Consider the following 17,025-nt stretch of genomic DNA (forward strand, 5'->3'; position numbering starts at 1 on the left):
GCTCACTCCTACAAGGGATGGTGGTATGACTGAAATTACTTCGGCATCTCAGCCTTCATGCCTTCAACGTAATAGTTCATCGACGCCAGCTCCGCATTCGTCGCGCTCACGCCTGCGGGGATTTTCTCCACGCCGGCCTGATCCTTGATCGGCCCGGTAAACGGCTGCAACGCACCGCTCTTGATGTCGGCAATGAGTTGCTCGGCCTCGGCTTTCACCGGCGCTGGCACCAAGTCACTGATCGGCAGTTCAACCGTGCCTTCCTTCAGCCCGCCCCAGTAGTCCTGGGATTTCCAGGTGTGGTCGATCACGCTTTGCGTCGCCTGAATATAGTGCGGCGCCCAGTCGTTGACGATCGAGGTCAGCACCGCTTTTGGCCCGAAGTGCGCCATGTCCGAGGCATAACCCACCGCGTACACGCCACGACGCTCAGCCGCCTGAATCGGCGCCGGGCTGTCGGTGTGCTGGAACACCACGTCGACGCCCTGATCGATCAGCGCGTTGGCCGCGTCGGCCTCCTTGCCTGGGTCGAACCACGAGTTGACCCACACCACTTTGATCTCGGTGCCGGGGTTGTATTTGTTCAAGGCCAGTTGAATCGCGTTGATGTCGCGGATCACCTCGGGGATCGGGAACGAGGCGACGTAACCGATCTTTTTGGTCTTGGTCATCTTCGCTGCGAGAAAACCGCCGACGTAGCGACCCTCGTAAGTGCGCGCCAGATAGGTGCCGAGGTTCTTGTCCTGTTTGTAGCCGGTGGCGTGTTCGAAGGTCACCTTGGGAAACTGCTTGGCGACTTTGACAGTGGGGTTCATGTAGCCGAAAGAGGTGGTGAAGATCAGGTCGTACTTGTCCTTGGCCATGTTGCGGATCACCCGTTCGGCGTCGGCACCTTCGGCGACGTTCTCGACGTAGTTGGTGGTGATCTGATTGCCGAATTTCTCCGCGAGTGCCTTGCGCCCCTGTTCATGCTGATACGTCCAGCCGTGGTCACCGATCGGGCCGATGTAGACGAAACCGACCTTCAGCGGATCGGCAGCGCTGGCGCTCAGGCTGATCCCCAGACCGAGGGCGGCGCACAGCAGTTTGTGCAGCGGACGTATTTGCATGAATTGGAGCTCCGTTTTGTTGTGTGTGGTCAGGGCCAATGCAAATTGCTGACCAACAGGACAACAAACAAAAAAGATCGCAGCCTTCGGCAACTCCTACATGGGAATGCGCAAGCTGTAGGAGCTGCCGAAGGCTGCGATCTTTTCAGCGCCCGGACCAACGCAGTGCAAGTCCGCGAGTTCACGCCATTGCTTGGTGCGCTAAGGTGTAACGAAACGTTAGCGCCGCTCCGCAGTCAGTAGCTCATTCGCTCTCTTCGGCAAAAGGCCCGCCATGCTCACCCTACTCAAGCAAGAAAGCTTTCTCCTGCTGGCAGTTATCGCCGCGTGCGTTGCCTATCCGTTGGAACACTGGATGCTGCACAGCGGCCAGATCGTCGCGCTGACTGCCGGTCTGGTGCTGATCGCCTTCATCGTCGCCGCCTCGATGCGCGTCGCCCATCACGCCGAATTGCTCGCGGAAAAAGTCGGCGACCCTTACGGCACGATGATCCTCACGCTTGCGGCCGTGCTGGTCGAAGTGGTTATTCTGGCAATCATGATGAGCAACGAAGCGTCGCCCACGTTGGTGCGCGACACGATCTATTCGGCAGTGATGCTCGATATCAACGGCATCCTCGGCCTCGCTGCGCTGATGGGCGGGATCAAGCACGGCGAACAGTCGTACAACGACGATTCCGCGCGCAGCTACAGCGTGATGATCCTCACCGCCATGGGCGTGTCGATGGTGGTGCCGGAGTTTATTCCCGAGGCTAACTGGAAGATTTATTCGGCGTTCACCATCGGCGCGATGGTCGTGCTTTACGCGTTGTTTCTGCGCATGCAGGTCGGCCCGCACAGTTACTTTTTCAGCTACAGCTACCCCGACAAACGCCGCAAGAAAGAACCGCAGGACGCTCAGGCAAAAGCACCGAGCATCGGTCTGTCGATCGGCATTCTGGTGTTTGGCATTGTGGTGATCGGCGCATTGGCCGAGGTAATGTCGAAGACCCTCGATCTGGGCCTGGAAGGCACGGGTGCACCGCCGGTGATCACGGCGATTCTGGTGGCGGCGATTTCCGCGGCGCCGGAGATTTTGACCGCGTTGCGTGCAGCGTTGGCCAACCGCATGCAGTCGGTGGTGAACATTGCGATGGGCGCGTCACTGTCGACGGTGATTTTGACGGTGCCGGTGATGGAGGCGATGGCCCTGTACACCGGCCAGCCGTTTCAGATGGCGATGACGCCGGTGCAGACGGTGATGATCTTCATCACGCTGATCGTTAGTGCGATCAACTTGAATGACGGTGAGACCAATGCCATCGAAGGCATGACGCACTTCGTGCTGTTCGCGACCTTCATCATGCTGTCCCTGCTCGGTCTCTGATGATTGATCGTTCCCACGCTCCGCGTGGGAACGATCAGATGGGGAGGGGGATCAGGTACCTGCGATCAGCTGCCGAGCCGCCTGGCTGTGATCGGCAATCAGGCCTTTCAGATCAAGCCCTTCAACCTGCCCATCGACCACACGCCACTTGCCACCAATCATCACCCGATCCGCACGATCCGCGCCGCACAACAGCAACGCGGAAATCGGATCATGGCTGCCCGAGAAGCGCAGCTCATCAAGCTTGAACAACGCCAGATCCGCCTGCTTGCCCACGGCAATCTCACCGATATCGGTACGGCCCAACAAGCTCGCCGAACCCTTGGTCGCCCAGCCCAGTACGAGTTCCGGGGTGATCTTCTCGGCGCCGTAACGCAGACGCTGGATGTAAAGCGCCTGACGCGCTTCGAGAATCATGTTCGACGCATCGTTGGACGCCGACCCATCCACGCCCAGACCAAACAACGCACCCGCGTCAGTCAGATCGATACTCGGGCAGATGCCGGAAGCCAGACGCATGTTCGAGCTCGGGCAATGGCAAATACCGGTGCCCGCCTCGCCGAGTCGAGTGATTTCGTCCGGGTTGAAGTGGATGCCGTGGGCCAGCCAAGTGCGCGGGCCGAGCCAGCCGACGCTGTCGAGATAATCGACGGTGCGCAGGCCGAAACGCTGCAGGCAGAAATCCTCTTCGTCGAGGGTTTCCGCCAAGTGCGTGTGCAGACGCACGTCGAGCTTGTTCGCCAGTTCGGCGCTGGCTGACATGATTTCCGGGGTCACCGAGAACGGCGAGCACGGCGCCAGGGCGATCTGGATCTGCGCGCCATCGCCACGTTCGTGGTACTCGTGAATCAGGCGCTGACTGTCGTCGAGAATCACTTGGCCTTCCTGCACGGTCTGCTGCGGCGGCAAACCGCCGTCCTTCTCGCCGAGGCTCATCGAGCCGCGTGTGAGCATGGCGCGCATGCCCAGCTCCCGCACGCTTTCGACTTGCACATCGATGGCGTTTTCCAGACCGTCCGGGAACAGGTAGTGGTGGTCGGCAGCGGTGGTGCAGCCCGACAGCAGCAGTTCGGCCAAAGCGACTTTGCTGGCGAGGGCGAGTTTTTCCGGCGTCAGGCGCGCCCACACCGGGTACAGGGTTTTCAGCCATGGGAACAACGGCTGATTGACCACCGGCGCCCAAGCGCGGGTGAGGGTTTGATAGAAGTGATGGTGGGTGTTGATCAGGCCCGGCAGGATCACATGCTCGCGGGCATCGAACACTGCATTGCACGGCGCCGACGGCTGTTGGCCAGCGGCGAGGACTTCGACGATGACACCGTCTTGCACGACAAGACCGCCACGGGCATCGAGCTCGTTAGAAGTGAAAGTGGCGAGGGGATTTTTTAACCAGGTACGGGTCGCGGGCATGTTGCCGGCTCCTCTGAAAATGGGGTTCAGGGTTGCCAGCTCAGTGATGCCCTGTCTGCTGATCCAGGGTCGCCGCGAGGGACGAGGTGCGCAGTTTCAAACAAATTGCCACACCGGGCAAGCCCAACCCGACAGGACAACATCACCAAAATACATAACCCCTGTAGGAGCTGCCGAAGGCTGCGATCTTTTGATCTTAAAAAAAATCAAAAGATCGCAGCCTTCGGCAGCTCCTACAGGGGATCATCAATTACCAGGGAATCGTTTCGCCCTTGTAATTGATGAAGTGATGTCCGCCCTTGCCGGTGTACGCATTCACCTGATCAATCAATCCACGGGTGCTGGTTTCCACATCAAGGTCAGCCCCTTCGCCGCCCATATCGGTCTTCACCCAACCCGGATGCAGCGACAACACGGTCATTTTCTGCTCGCCCAATTGGGTGACAAAACTGTTGGTCATCGAGTTCAGCGCAGCCTTGCTGGCCTTGTACAACGCCAGTTCCGGCGCGTCCGGCACCGTCACACTGCCCAGCCCGGAACTCATGAACGCCAGCACACCGCTGCCGTCACGAATCTGCCCGACAAACCGTTGCGCCAGATTGATCGGCGCCACCGCGTTGGTGAAAAACAGCTGACCGACTTCAGCCAGAGTCGCGCCGCCCGGGGTCTGATCGGCCGGGCCTTTGACCCCGGCGTTGACGAACAGCAGGTCGAAGGTTTCGCCTTTGAGCTGCTGACTCAGAGCGATCACCGCTTGCTGATCGTCCATGTCGAGCTTCTCGATCCGCACTTTGCCCAGCGCTTGCAGCGCCTCGGCGTTTTGCGGATTGCGCACGGTGGCGGTGACTTGCCAGCCGTCGGCCAGCAGGGTTTTCACCAGACCGAGGCCAAGGCCCCGGGAGGCGCCGATGATCAGTGCGTTTTTTGCAGACATGATGGGCTTCCTTGATGAATGAGGATCATGGATTCAATGGACAGGCCTGACCGAGGCGAAGTTGCAACTCCTGACGCAGCGCGTCGAGTTCGCGCATGCGGGTTTCGATCAGTTGCAGTTTGTCGCGCAGCAACTGCGCCACGGCGTTGTCAGGATTGGGGGCATTCCACAACGCGGCGACGCTGTTGCCGATCTCGCCGAGGGTAAATCCCAGGCGTTGCGCCGTTTTGATATAGAGCACCAGTTGCACCATCTCCGGCGGATAGTCGCGATAACCGTTGGCGCTGCGCTGCGCCGCAATCAACCCGCGCTGCTCGTAGAAGCGCAGGGTGTCACGGCTGACGGCACTGGCCTGGGCTAACTCACCGATGCGCATGCTGGTTCTCAAAAGGGCTATTGACCCTGGAGCATACTCCAGGCTTTACCGTGGTTGCTCCTCAAATTTCTGGAGCATGGATGATGTGGACTTCAACGCAATATCGCAACGTGGTGCGCGGCAGTGCCTGGTATGACCTGGTCGTCACGGCGGCGTTTGCCACGCCGTGGAGTTTTGCCGCTGTGCACGGATTGTTGAGCGCGCTGAATTTGCCCGGCGAGCTGCCGGTGTTTCAGCCTGTGCATATGTTGATGGCGAATCTGCTGGGCTCGGGTGGTGTGCGTGTGGGCGGTGCTGCGGATTCGTGATCCGCAGGCGCTTTATGGACGCTATGACGCGGTGGCGCGGTTTCTGTTTGCGGCTTGGCAGGCGTATGCCTTGCTCCACGGCGCCAGTTCGATTTTGCTGGTTTTCCTGGTCTTCGAACTGGCGTGGGGCATCGCTCAAGTGTTGCCTGTGAGGGCCTCATCGCTGGCAAGCCAGCTCCCACAGTGTTCGAGTAGTGCGCAAAATTTGTGATCAGCACTAAACCTGTGGGAGCTGGCTTGCCAGCGATGGGGCCAGTGAGATCACCGCATCAATGCCCTGACTGCCAAGGCTGCCCAAGCGAAACCGGCGCATACAACCGCGTACGCAGTGCATCGCGTGACAACAGCACCAACACCACAATCGTCGCCACATACGGCAGCATCGCCAGCAAACTCGACGGAATCGCCAGCCCCAATCCCTGCGCCACCAAATGCAGGATGCTGGCGAGGCCAAACAGATACGCCCCGAGCAACAACCGCCACACCCGCCAACTGGCAAACACCACCAGCGCCAACGCGATCCAGCCACGCCCGGCGGTCATGTTCTCCGCCCACATCGGCGTATACGCCAGCGACAAATAAGCCCCGGCCAACCCAGCCATCGCTCCGCCAAACAGCACCGCCAACGTGCGCACGGTCAACACCGGCAGCCCCATCGCACTGGCCGCATCCGGATTTTCGCCGACCGCTTGAATGATCAACCCGACACGACTTTTGACGATCACCCACGCCACCAGCGCAAACAGCGCGAACGACAGATACACCAGCAAGTCCTGAGCAAACAGCATCCGCCCGATCAGCGGAATCTCACTCAGATAAGGAATCGCCAGCGGCTCAAAACCGGCCAACGGTTTACCCACCCAAGCCGCGCCGACAAAGGTCGACAGCCCGACACCAAAAATCGTCAGGGCCAACCCGGTCGCCACCTGATTGGCGTTGAACACCAGCGCCACCAAGGCAAACAGCGACGACAACAGCATCCCGGCCAACATCGCCAGCAACACACCGAGCCACAGGTTGCCGCTGTTCAGCGCGACGATAAAACCGATCACCGCACCAAACAGCATCATCCCTTCCTGCCCAAGATTGAGCACGCCGCTCTTCTCGCAGATCAGTTCCCCCAGCGCCACCAGCAACAGCGGTGTGCCGCAACGCACCATGGCGTAGAAAATATTGCTCAACAGATCGATATCCATCACAGCGCTCCGGCAGTTACGGCGGTGGTCGAAGTGCGCTTCACCCAGCGCAGATTCAGGCGTGGCCGATAGAGGATCAGCACGTCACTGGCGAGCAGGAAAAACAGCATCATTCCCTGGAATAACTGGGTGATCGCTTGCGGCAGATTCAGGCTCATCTGCGCACTCTCGCCACCGATGTACAGCAGTGCCATCAACAGGCTGGAAAACAGAATCCCGATCGGATTCAGGCGCCCAAGAAAAGCCACGGTGATTGCCGCATAGCCGTAACCCGGGGACACCTGCGGCACCAACTGGCCAATCGGCCCGGTGACTTCGCAGACACCCGCAAGCCCGGCCAAGCCGCCACTGATCAACAGCGCCAGCCAGATCAACCGCTTCTCGCGAAAGCCGACAAACCCTGCGGCACGCTTGTCCAACCCAAGCACTTTGATCTGGAAACCGACAAAGCTTTTCTGTAACAACACCCACACCGCGACCAGTGCGAGCAAGGCGAAATACACCCCGGCATGCACGCGGCTATCCTCCATCAACAACGGCAAACGGCTGGCGTCGCCGAACATCGCCGACTCGGGAAAGTTGAAGCCGGCCGGATCCTTCAGCGGCCCGTGCACGCAGAACAGCAGCAAGTTCAGCGCGATGTAATTGAGCATGATGCTGGTGAGGATTTCGTTGGCATTGAAGCGCGTGCGCAACCACGCGGTCAGCCCGGCCCACGCCGCACCAGCGACGGTGCCGGTGAGCAGAATAAATACCAGCGCCCAACGACTTTGCATGCCGATGATGTTCACCGCCAAGGCACTGCCGGCGAGCGCGCCGAGGAGCAATTGGCCTTCGGCGCCGATGTTCCAGATTCGCGCCTGGTACGCTACCGCCAGACCGAGCGCGCAAAGCAGAATCGGCAGCGCTTTGACCAGCAATTCGGAGACGCCATACAAATCGCTGACCGGTGCGATCAGCAGCGTGTGCAAGGTTTGCAGCGGGTCGTGGCCGAGCGCGATAAACAGCAGCGAGCCGCAGCCGAGCGTCAGCGCCGCCGCCAGTAATGGCGAGCACCACAGCATCAGGCGCGATTGCTGGCCACGGGGTTCGAGGGAAAGCAGCATGTTTGAAACTCCGTTAAACCGTGGCGGCTGAAGGGGCGTGGTCGAACTGACCGGCCATCCAGCCGCCGACGTCGCTGAGTTGGGTATCGGTGGTGTTGTGCAACGCCGACAAACGTCCACCGCACAACGCGCCGAGGCGGTCGCTGATCTGGAACAGTTCGTCGAGGTCTTCGGAAATCACCAGAATCGCCGCGCCGGCATCGCGCAAAGCGATCAATGCGCGGTGGATGGTCGCGGCGGCGCCGACGTCGACGCCCCAGGTCGGGTGCGCAGCGATCAGCAGTTTCGGTTGCTGGAGGATTTCCCGGCCGAGGATGAATTTCTGCAGGTTGCCGCCGGACAGGCTGCGCGCAGCGGTATGCGTGTCCGGGGTTTTTACGCCGAAGCGCTGAATGATCTGTCGGGCGAGGGCTTCGACTTTGCCGCGTTCGATCAAACCGTGGCTGACCAAGCCTTGTTGGAACGCGGTAAGCAGAGCGTTATCGGCCAGACTCAATTCCGGTACTGCGCCGTGGCCGAGACGCTCGGCAGGCACGAATGCCAAACCCAGTTTGCGCCGTGAATCCGGGCGTAAATCGGCGACGTTTTGCTCGGCAAATCGAATGGTCGCAGTTTCGGCGCGGGGCAGGGTTTGCTCGCCACTGAGCAGGGCGAGCAACTCATCCTGACCATTACCGGCGACCCCGGCGATGCCGACGATTTCACCGCTGCGCACTTCCAGGTCGATATCTTTCAGCGAGCAGCCAAACGGATCCGGGTTGTGCCAACTCAATCCGCTCACCCGCAAAAACGCCGCGCCGCCGCTGACCTTCGGATAATCGCCAATCAACGCCGCCGCTTCGCCCACCATCATCTGCGCCAACTGCTGATCCGAACATTCGGCAGGCACGCAATGTCCGGCGACACGCCCGCCGCGCAGAACCGTTGCGCTATGACACAACGCGCGCACTTCACCAAGCTTGTGGCTGATAAACAGAATGCTGCAGCCTTCGGCAGCGAGGCGGCGCAGGGTGATGAACAACTCGTCGGCCTCCTGCGGTGTGAGTACCGAAGTCGGCTCATCGAGGATCAGCAGACGAATGTCCTGCATCAGGCAGCGAATAATCTCCACTCGTTGCCGCTCGCCGATCGACAGGCTGTGGACAAGTCTTTCCGGTTCCAGCGCCATACCGTAGCGACGCGACACTTCGCGAATTTTCGGCTCCAGTTGTTTCGGTGTGCCGGCCGCAGCGCCCATTGCCAGGGCAATGTTCTGTGCCACGCTGAGGGTTTCGAACAGCGAGAAATGCTGGAACACCATGCCGATGCCCAACTGCCGCGCCTGTGCCGGGTTGCGGATATTCACCGGCTGACCTTGCCAGAGCATCTCGCCGGCATCGGCCTGGGTGACGCCGTAGATAATTTTCATCAAGGTACTTTTGCCCGCGCCGTTTTCACCGAGCAGGGCATGGATTTCCCCCGGCGCGATGCTCAGGTCGATGGCGTCATTGGCCAGACAACCGGGGTAGCGTTTGCTGATATGGCGCAATTGCAGGCGCGAAGTAAGAGGGGCGATTGGCATGGCAGGCTCGACTTGCTTGGAGTTGTGCCTGTGGATAAAGCAATTTCCTGGCCATTGAGTCAGGAACGCGAGCGGGCCGCGTGTGCGAGTGCCTGAAGCAGAGCATTGCCTGCAAAATTGGCTGGGCTCACGGCACCAATTCAGAGCAAAGCCGTTGATCGGGCTCCAGTTTTGCCCGTCGGCAACTGATCAAAAAACGAGCAAACCCCTGTGGACTAGGCAGGACCTGCGACTGCGCCAGCCATGAACGGGTTATCCACAGGTTGCTCCACAGTTATTGTGCGCAAGCTGCGAACCTGGGCATAAGCACTGCGGTGCTTTCTTCTAATGGTGATAAACCACGCTAACTGACTGTTTCTGTTTGAAATTTTCGTTTCGTCGAGTGAATTGAACGAAAAGTGAACAAACCGCGCAAAGCCACGTGACAGAAGGGTTACAGCGGAATGTACTCAGGTTATCCACAGTCGGGTGCACAGCAGATGTGGGCAAGTCCGGGGAATAACGGAAAAGGGTCATGCCCTAAAAGATCGCAGCCTTCGGCAGCTCCTACAGGAGAGCGCATTTCAAATGTAGGAGCTGCGCAACGCTCGGGCCGCGATCGGACGATCTTTTGATCTTTTGATCTTTTATCGTTGAAGCAAAATCCGCCCACGACTCAAATCGGCTAGCTGCGTTTGCAAGACCTCGATCTGCGCTTCCCCCACAGCCAACTTCAACTCAACGCCGTTCGCCGTGAAGTTTTCTTCGACAACCAGTCCACCCAAGTCCGCAACCCGCAACTTCACCAACGCCAACTCGGCAAACCCGCAGGCGCAACTCAGCGGCACGCGGCTGATCAACTCGATCTTCGCCGCGGTTTGCAGGCACTTGTTCGCGCCACCGCCATAGGCCCGGGCCAAACCGCCAGTGCCGAGTTGAATACCGCCGTACCAACGGATCACCAGTACCGCGACCTGATCGCAATCCTGCGCTTCGATCGCCGCCAGAATCGGTCGCCCGGCCGTGCCGCCCGGTTCGCCGTCGTCATTGCTGCGGTATTGATCGCCGAGTTTCCACGCCCAGCAATTGTGCGAGGCGTTGAAATCGCTGTGTTGCTCGAAGAACGCCTGCGCCTCGGCAGGGCTGCCGATCGGCGTGGCAAAGGTGATAAAGCGGCTTTTGCGAATCTCTTCGCGGTACTCGCAAAAACCGCTGAGGGTGAAAGGCATAAACGTCTTATAGAGGAGGAGTGAGGCCGCAGCCTTTGAGAATGATGCGGATCAGGTTGTTGCCGGCGTCTTCCATGTCCTGCTTGGTCAACTTGCTGCGACCGCTGACGCGGCAGATCTGCGTGGCGAAGTCAGCGTAATGCTGGGTGCTGCCCCACAACAGGAAGATCAAATGCACCGGATCGACCGGGTCCATTTTGCCGGCATCGATCCACGCTTGAAATACCGCCGCGCGGCCGGTGAACCAGGCGCGGTAGTCCTGATTGAAATATTCGCTCAGGCATTCGCCGCCGCTGATCACTTCCATCGCAAAGATTCGCGAGGCCTGTGGCTGACGACGGGAGAATTCCATCTTGGCGCGAATATAGCGAGTCAGCGCTTCGGCCGGATCGTCCTCGGCGGTAAGGGTGTTGAAGGTGCTGTCCCACAGCTCGATGATGTTGCTCAGCACCGCCACGTACAAACCGAGTTTGTTGGTGAAGTAGTAATGCAGGTTGGCCTTGGGCAACCCGGCATTCTGGGCGATGGTGTTCATGCTGGTGCCTTTGTAACCGTGACGGGCGAACTCGTCTTCGGCGGCTTTGAGGATGGTCTCTTCGTTTTTCTGACGAATGCGGCTGGCGGGTTTGCCGCCATGGGCTGGGACTTCAAAGGTCATAGGCACTTCCGGGTTTGTCTGTGGGTGCAACCAGTTGCGTTGATAGCGCACCCACAGGCATCCGACAAGTGTTTGAGCGAGAAAACCGTTACGCCTGTTCGATCTTGTTCAGCGGCGGGTGCGCTTCAGCAGCCTCGATTTTCGACTCCGGCAGCAGCAGGCAAAGGATTATTGCGGTCAGGCCGCCGCTGGTGATCGCCGAATCAAACAGGTTCTGCACCAGTTTCGGTAACAAGTGCAGCAGGTTCGGTTGTGCGGCGATACCCAGGCCGACGCCGAAGGATGTGGCGATGATCAACATGCTGCGCCGATCCAGCGGCGACTGCGCGAGGATGCGCACGCCGGCAGCGGCCACCGCACCGAACATCACCAGGGTCGCGCCGCCGAGCACCGGTTTCGGGATCTGTTGCAGCACCGCGCCGATCATCGGGAACAGGCCGAGGCAAAACAGGATCGCGCCGATGTACAGGCCGACGTAGCGGCTAGCGACGCCGGTCAACTGAATCACGCCGTTGTTCTGCGCAAACGTGGTATTGGGAAAGGCGCTGAAGGTCGCGGCGATCATGCAGCTCACGCCGTCACCGAGTACGCCCCCGCGCAGGCGGCTTATATAGGAAGGGCCGCTGATTGGCTGACGGGCGAGCATGCAGTTGGCGGTGAGGTCACCGACGGTTTCGATGGTGCTGATCAGATAAATCAGCGCGACCGGCAGGAAAGCCGTCCAGTCGAAGCTGAAGCCAAACTTGAACGGTGTAGGAAAACTCACCAGTGGCAAGTCAGGTAAAGGCTGCGGCACCAGTTTCCCACTGAACCACGCGGCCAGACTGCCGAGCAGCAAACCGATGATGATTGCCGACAAGCGCACCCATGGCGTGTTCGAGCGGTTGAGCAGAATGATCGTCAGCAACACAAACACGCCCAGCGCCAGATTGCCCGGCGCACCGAAATCCGGCGCATTGAAGCCGCCACCCAGATCGGTGATGCCGACCTTGATCAGGCTGATACCGATCAGGGTGATGACGATCCCGGTCACCAGCGGTGTGACGACTCTGCGCAACTGGCCGATGAAGCGGCTGAGGACGATCTGCACGATTGCGCCGAAAAAGCACACACCGAAGATCATCGCCAGAATGTCTTCCGGGCTGCCGCCACGTTGCTTGACCAGAAACCCCGCCGACAGCACCGCACCAAGAAAAGCAAAACTGGTGCCTTGCAGACAGATCATTCCCGCCCCGATGCCGAACGGCCGCCGCGCCTGAATAAAGGTGCCGACGCCCGAAACCATCAAGGCCATGCTGATCAGGTACGGCAAATGCGCGGTCAGCCCGAGGGCCGAGCCGATCACCAATGGCGGGGTGATGATGCCGACGAAACTGGCGAGCACGTGTTGCAGCGCCGCGAGTGTCGCGGCAAGCGGTTTGGGGCGGTCGTCGAGGCCGTAGATCAGGTCGCTGGACGGTGCGGAATCTGGCTGCATGGCTTAGGGCTTCTTGTTGAAGGATCGGGGTTGATCCTGCTTTGCAAAAAGCTGTCCACTTGCTCAGGTTATTGGTCGAATTTGTCGCCAAGGCCCAACGCTGGCGGGCCTCGGAGGATTTTCAACGCGTTGCTGCCAGGCTCTCCAAAAAGCTTTCCAGCACCAAATGAGGGCGCCGCCCCTTGCGCGTGACCGATGCGAGGCTCAGGTCGTAGAAACGTGTTTGCGATTTCAGCGCACGCAAACGACCTTGCTGCACCCAGAGGCTGGCGTAGTGATCCGGCAGGTAACCGATGTAGCGTCCGGTCAAAATCAGGAATGCCATGCCTTCGCGGTCGGAAGCGCTGGCCGTGCAATTAAGCGCCTGGTAATGCGCCTGAATCTCCGCCGGCAAACGAAAGGTCGGCGCGATCGCGTCCTGACTGTTAAGGCGTTCGTCATCGAGCTGTTTGTCATCGACATAAAACAACGGATGACCCACCGCGCAGTAAAGCAGCGAACGTTCGCTGTACAGCGGCTGATATTCCAGGCCCGACAACGCACTGGCCTGCGGCACCACGCCGACATGCAGGCGCCCATCGAGCACGCCTTGTTCGACCTCATTCGGCGCAATCATGCGGATCTGGATCTGCACATCCGGCCCGCGCTCCTTCAATTGCGCGAGGGCGTGGGTGATGCGCATGTGGGGCAGGGTGACCAGGTTGTCGGTCAGGCCGATGATCAACTCGCCACGCAAATGCTGGTGCAGGCCGTTGACCTCAGTGCGGAAGCTTTCCAGCGCACTTAACAGTTGCAGCGCCGACTGATACACCTCGCGACCTTCTTCGGTCAGCGAAAACCCGGCGCGCCCACGCTGGCACAGACGTAAGCCGAGGCGCTGCTCCAGATCGCTCATCTGCTGACTGATCGCCGAGCGACCGATGCCGAGCACCGTCTCCGCTGCCGAGAACCCGCCGCATTCCACCACGCTGCGAAAAATCCGCAGCAAGCGGATATCAAAGTCACTGACCTGGGCCAGCGGATCGGGGCGGCGGCTGCTCATCTTATTGTTCTCATTGTTTAGCAAAGTTCTAACTGAAGGTTAGAAGAGTTGGATTTCACCGACTTTATCCGCGTGGCAATTTAGCTGCAACAACGCTTTTTATCTCCCTGACGCTTATGCCCTGCGAGGTTTTGCCCGATGAACATGCCTGAAAACGCGCCGTCGCCATTGGCCAGCCAACTGAAGCTGGACGCGCACTGGATGCCGTACACCGCCAACCGCAATTTCCAGCGCGATCCGCGTTTGATCGTTGGCGCCGAAGGCAGCTGGTTGATCGACGACAAGGGCCGCCGGGTATACGACTCGCTGTCCGGTCTGTGGACCTGCGGCGCCGGCCACACCCGCAAGGAAATTCAGGAAGCGGTCTCCAAGCAGTTGGGCACCCTCGATTACTCGCCGGGCTTCCAGTACGGCCACCCATTGTCGTTCCAGCTGGCTGAGAAAATCACCGAGCTGACCCCGGGCAATCTGAACCATGTGTTCTTCACCGACTCCGGTTCCGAGTGCGCTGACACCGCGGTGAAAATGGTCCGTGCCTACTGGCGCCTGAAGGGGCAGTCGACCAAAACCAAAATGATTGGCCGTGCCCGTGGCTACCACGGCGTGAACATCGCCGGCACCAGCCTCGGCGGCGTCAACGGTAACCGCAAGCTGTTCGGTCAGGCGATGATGGACGTCGATCATCTGCCGCACACGCTGCTGGCCAGCAACGCCTTCTCCCGTGGCATGCCGGAGCAGGGCGGTATCGCCTTGGCCGATGAACTGCTGAAGCTGATCGAACTGCACGACGCTTCGAACATCGCCGCCGTATTCGTAGAGCCTATGGCCGGTTCCGCCGGCGTGCTGGTGCCACCGCAGGGTTACCTGAAACGTCTGCGCGAGATCTGCGACCAGCACAGCATTCTGTTGGTGTTCGACGAAGTGATCACCGGTTTCGGCCGTACCGGCAACATGTTCGGCGCTGACACCTTTGGCGTGACCCCGGACCTGATGTGCATCGCCAAGCAAGTCACCAACGGCGCGATCCCGATGGGCGCGGTGATTGCCAGCTCCGAGATCTACCAGACCTTCATGAATCAGCCGACCCCTGAGTACGCGGTGGAATTCCCGCACGGCTACACCTACTCGGCGCACCCGGTGGCTTGCGCCGCTGGCCTGGCAGCGCTCGATCTGCTGCAAAAGGAAAATCTGGTGCAGAGCGTCGCTGAAGTAGCACCGCATTTCGAAAACGCGCTGCATGGCCTGAAAGGTTCGAAGAACGTTATCGACATCCGTAACTTCGGTCTGGCCGGCGCGATCCAGATTGCCGGTCGTGACGGCGACGCCATCGTGCGTCCGTTCGAAGCGGGCATGGCCCTGTGGAAAGCCGGGTTCTACGTGCGCTTCGGCGGCGACACCCTGCAGTTCGGCCCAACCTTCAATAGCAAGCCGCAAGACCTCGATCGTCTGTTCGATGCGGTCGGCGAAGTGCTGAACAAGCTCGACTGATTTTTCCCTCTATATATAAGTACAAACAGCCGGCGCCCCTCGTGGGCGTCTGCGGACAAGAATTCAGGAGTTTTTCGATGAGCGTTATCCCGCATTTGATCAATGGCGAACTGGTGACCGAGAACGGTCGCGCAGTTGATGTGTTCAACCCGTCTACCGGTCAGGCTATCCACAAGCTGCCACTGGCCAGCCAGGCAACCATCCAGAAAGCCATCGATGCCGCCAAGGCAGCGTTCCCGGCCTGGCGCAACACGCCACCGGCCAAACGTGCGCAGGTAATGTTCCGCTTCAAGCAACTGCTGGAGCAGAACGAAGCGCGCATCTCGCAATTGATCAGCGAAGAACACGGCAAAACCCTGGAAGACGCCGCCGGTGAACTGAAGCGTGGTATCGAGAACGTCGAGTTCGCTTGCGCAGCTCCAGAAATCCTCAAGGGCGAGTACAGCCGCAACGTCGGCCCGAACATCGACGCATGGTCGGACTTCCAGCCGCTGGGCATCGTTGCCGGGATCACCCCGTTCAACTTCCCGGCCATGGTGCCGCTGTGGATGTACCCGTTGGCGATCGTCTGCGGCAACTGCTTTATCCTCAAGCCGTCCGAGCGCGATCCAAGCTCGACACTGCTGATCGCACAGTTGCTGCTGGAAGCCGGTTTGCCGAAAGGCGTGATGAGCGTGGTTCACGGTGACAAGACTGCAGTAGACGCGCTGATCGAAGCGCCGGAAGTCAAAGCGCTGAGCTTTGTCGGTTCGACGCCGATCGCTGAATACATCTATGCCGAAGGCACCAAGCGCGGTAAACGCGTTCAGGCACTGGGCGGCGCGAAGAACCACGCAGTGTTGATGCCGGATGCCGATCTGGACAACGCGGTCAGCGCACTGATGGGCGCGGCCTACGGTTCCTGCGGCGAGCGCTGCATGGCGATTTCGGTCGCTGTGTGTGTGGGCGACCAGGTGGCGGATGCTCTGGTGGCGAAACTGGTTCCACAGATCCAAGCGCTGAAAATCGGTGCCGGCACTTCCTGCGGTCTGGACATGGGCCCACTGGTGACCGGTCAGGCGCGCGACAAAGTCAGCGGTTACGTAGATGACGGCGTGGCAGCGGGCGCGACTCTGGTGGTCGACGGTCGTGGTTTCAGCGTGGCCGGTCATGAAGAAGGCTTCTTCCTCGGTGGCTGCCTGTTCGACAACGTCACCCCAGAGATGCGCATCTATAAAGAAGAGATCTTCGGCCCGGTACTGTGCATCGTTCGTGTGAACAGTCTGGAAGAGGCAATGCAACTGATCAACGATCACGAATACGGCAACGGCACCTGCATCTTCACTCGTGACGGTGAAGCGGCGCGCCTGTTCTGCGACGAGATCGAGGTCGGCATGGTTGGCGTTAACGTACCGCTGCCGGTGCCGGTGGCTTATCACAGCTTTGGCGGCTGGAAGCGTTCGCTGTTCGGCGACCTGCATGCCTATGGTCCGGACGGTGTGCGCTTCTACACCCGTCGCAAGGCGATCACCCAGCGCTGGCCGCAACGGGCGAGCCATGAGGCTTCGCAGTTCGCCTTTCCTAGCTTGTAAGTAGGGCAGTGCAGCGAAGGCCGACCCCTTGGGGTCGGCCTTCGCGTTTTCGGGGATTTTTGACTGATGTGACAGAATTATGAAAATAGGTGTTGACGGCAGATTTCAGATGTCTATAATTCGCCCCACTTCCGGCGCAGTCGAAACGGAAAACTCCTTGAGATTCAATGAGTTATATAGGTTTCGGCAGTGAGTTGCTTCAGTTCATCGAAGCC

General features: G+C 59.7%; 14 protein-coding genes and 1 pseudogene. 4 read left to right on the forward strand and 11 right to left on the reverse strand.

Features of this window, described 5'->3' with window-relative positions:
- Nucleotides 1-35: 35 nt before the first annotated feature.
- Complete coding sequence (locus ACM6JQ_RS13085; RefSeq protein ID WP_007914696.1) at nucleotides 36-1,109, reverse strand: BMP family ABC transporter substrate-binding protein; 1,074 nt, start codon at nucleotides 1,107-1,109, stop codon at nucleotides 36-38.
- A 274-nt stretch (nucleotides 1,110-1,383) separates the two neighbouring features.
- Here ACM6JQ_RS13085 and ACM6JQ_RS13090 point away from each other — a divergent pair, with 274 nt between their 5' ends.
- Nucleotides 1,384-2,475: a calcium:proton antiporter gene (locus tag ACM6JQ_RS13090; RefSeq protein ID WP_007914697.1), complete on the forward strand. Its 1,092-nt coding sequence runs from the start codon at nucleotides 1,384-1,386 to the stop codon at nucleotides 2,473-2,475.
- Nucleotides 2,476-2,526: 51 nt separating this feature from the next.
- Here ACM6JQ_RS13090 and ACM6JQ_RS13095 read toward each other — a convergent pair whose 3' ends face one another.
- The 3 genes from ACM6JQ_RS13095 to ACM6JQ_RS13105 form a co-directional block, all read right to left on the reverse strand.
- On the reverse strand, nucleotides 2,527-3,885 hold the full coding sequence (locus tag ACM6JQ_RS13095) for an 8-oxoguanine deaminase (RefSeq protein WP_414893962.1): 1,359 nt from the start codon (nucleotides 3,883-3,885) through the stop codon (nucleotides 2,527-2,529).
- 250 nt (nucleotides 3,886-4,135) lie between these two features.
- Nucleotides 4,136-4,822 carry an SDR family oxidoreductase gene (locus ACM6JQ_RS13100; protein WP_086935984.1) on the reverse strand — a complete coding sequence of 229 codons (687 nt, stop codon included), beginning with the start codon at nucleotides 4,820-4,822 and terminating at the stop codon, nucleotides 4,136-4,138.
- A gap of 22 nt (nucleotides 4,823-4,844) precedes the next feature.
- Nucleotides 4,845-5,195 carry a MerR family transcriptional regulator gene (locus tag ACM6JQ_RS13105; RefSeq protein WP_095114408.1) on the reverse strand — a complete coding sequence of 117 codons (351 nt, stop codon included), beginning with the start codon at nucleotides 5,193-5,195 and terminating at the stop codon, nucleotides 4,845-4,847.
- Nucleotides 5,196-5,278: 83 nt separating this feature from the next.
- Between ACM6JQ_RS13105 and ACM6JQ_RS13110 the strand changes: the two are divergent.
- Nucleotides 5,279-5,714: pseudogene (locus ACM6JQ_RS13110) on the forward strand (hypothetical protein).
- A gap of 58 nt (nucleotides 5,715-5,772) precedes the next feature.
- Here the strand turns inward: ACM6JQ_RS13110 and ACM6JQ_RS13115 are convergent.
- From ACM6JQ_RS13115 to ACM6JQ_RS13145, 7 genes are all read right to left on the reverse strand, one after another.
- Nucleotides 5,773-6,699, reverse strand: coding sequence for an ABC transporter permease (locus ACM6JQ_RS13115; protein WP_095114409.1), 927 nt, complete (start codon nucleotides 6,697-6,699; stop codon nucleotides 5,773-5,775).
- Complete coding sequence (locus ACM6JQ_RS13120; RefSeq protein ID WP_095114410.1) at nucleotides 6,699-7,805, reverse strand: ABC transporter permease; 1,107 nt, start codon at nucleotides 7,803-7,805, stop codon at nucleotides 6,699-6,701. The genes ACM6JQ_RS13115 and ACM6JQ_RS13120 overlap by 1 nt, the downstream gene beginning before the upstream one ends.
- Before the next feature lie 13 nt (nucleotides 7,806-7,818).
- A complete protein-coding gene (locus ACM6JQ_RS13125; RefSeq protein ID WP_095114411.1) occupies nucleotides 7,819-9,366 on the reverse strand; it encodes an ABC transporter ATP-binding protein in 1,548 nt (515 codons plus the stop codon).
- 626 nt (nucleotides 9,367-9,992) lie between these two features.
- Nucleotides 9,993-10,574, reverse strand: a complete 582-nt coding sequence (locus ACM6JQ_RS13130) for an IMPACT family protein (protein WP_150709033.1) — start codon at nucleotides 10,572-10,574, stop codon at nucleotides 9,993-9,995.
- 7 nt (nucleotides 10,575-10,581) lie between these two features.
- Entirely contained in the window at nucleotides 10,582-11,232 is a 651-nt protein-coding gene (locus ACM6JQ_RS13135) for a TetR/AcrR family transcriptional regulator (protein WP_038360732.1), read from the reverse strand.
- A gap of 88 nt (nucleotides 11,233-11,320) precedes the next feature.
- On the reverse strand, nucleotides 11,321-12,709 hold the full coding sequence (locus ACM6JQ_RS13140; protein WP_095114412.1) for a uracil-xanthine permease family protein: 1,389 nt from the start codon (nucleotides 12,707-12,709) through the stop codon (nucleotides 11,321-11,323).
- Nucleotides 12,710-12,830: 121 nt separating this feature from the next.
- Nucleotides 12,831-13,751, reverse strand: a complete 921-nt coding sequence (locus ACM6JQ_RS13145) for a LysR family transcriptional regulator (RefSeq protein WP_007914725.1) — start codon at nucleotides 13,749-13,751, stop codon at nucleotides 12,831-12,833.
- Nucleotides 13,752-13,889: 138 nt separating this feature from the next.
- On the opposite strand from ACM6JQ_RS13145, the gene ACM6JQ_RS13150 reads away from it, so the two are divergent.
- The gene (locus tag ACM6JQ_RS13150; protein WP_007914732.1) at nucleotides 13,890-15,239 is read left to right on the forward strand and encodes an aspartate aminotransferase family protein; all 1,350 of its coding nucleotides are present in this window, start codon (nucleotides 13,890-13,892) and stop codon (nucleotides 15,237-15,239) included.
- A gap of 77 nt (nucleotides 15,240-15,316) precedes the next feature.
- Complete coding sequence (locus tag ACM6JQ_RS13155) at nucleotides 15,317-16,810, forward strand: CoA-acylating methylmalonate-semialdehyde dehydrogenase (protein ID WP_038360740.1); 1,494 nt, start codon at nucleotides 15,317-15,319, stop codon at nucleotides 16,808-16,810.
- Nucleotides 16,811-17,025 lie beyond the last annotated feature (215 nt).

This window comes from Pseudomonas sp. IT-232MI5 (genome assembly GCF_949767845.1).
Classification (GTDB): Bacteria; Pseudomonadota; Gammaproteobacteria; order Pseudomonadales; family Pseudomonadaceae; genus Aquipseudomonas.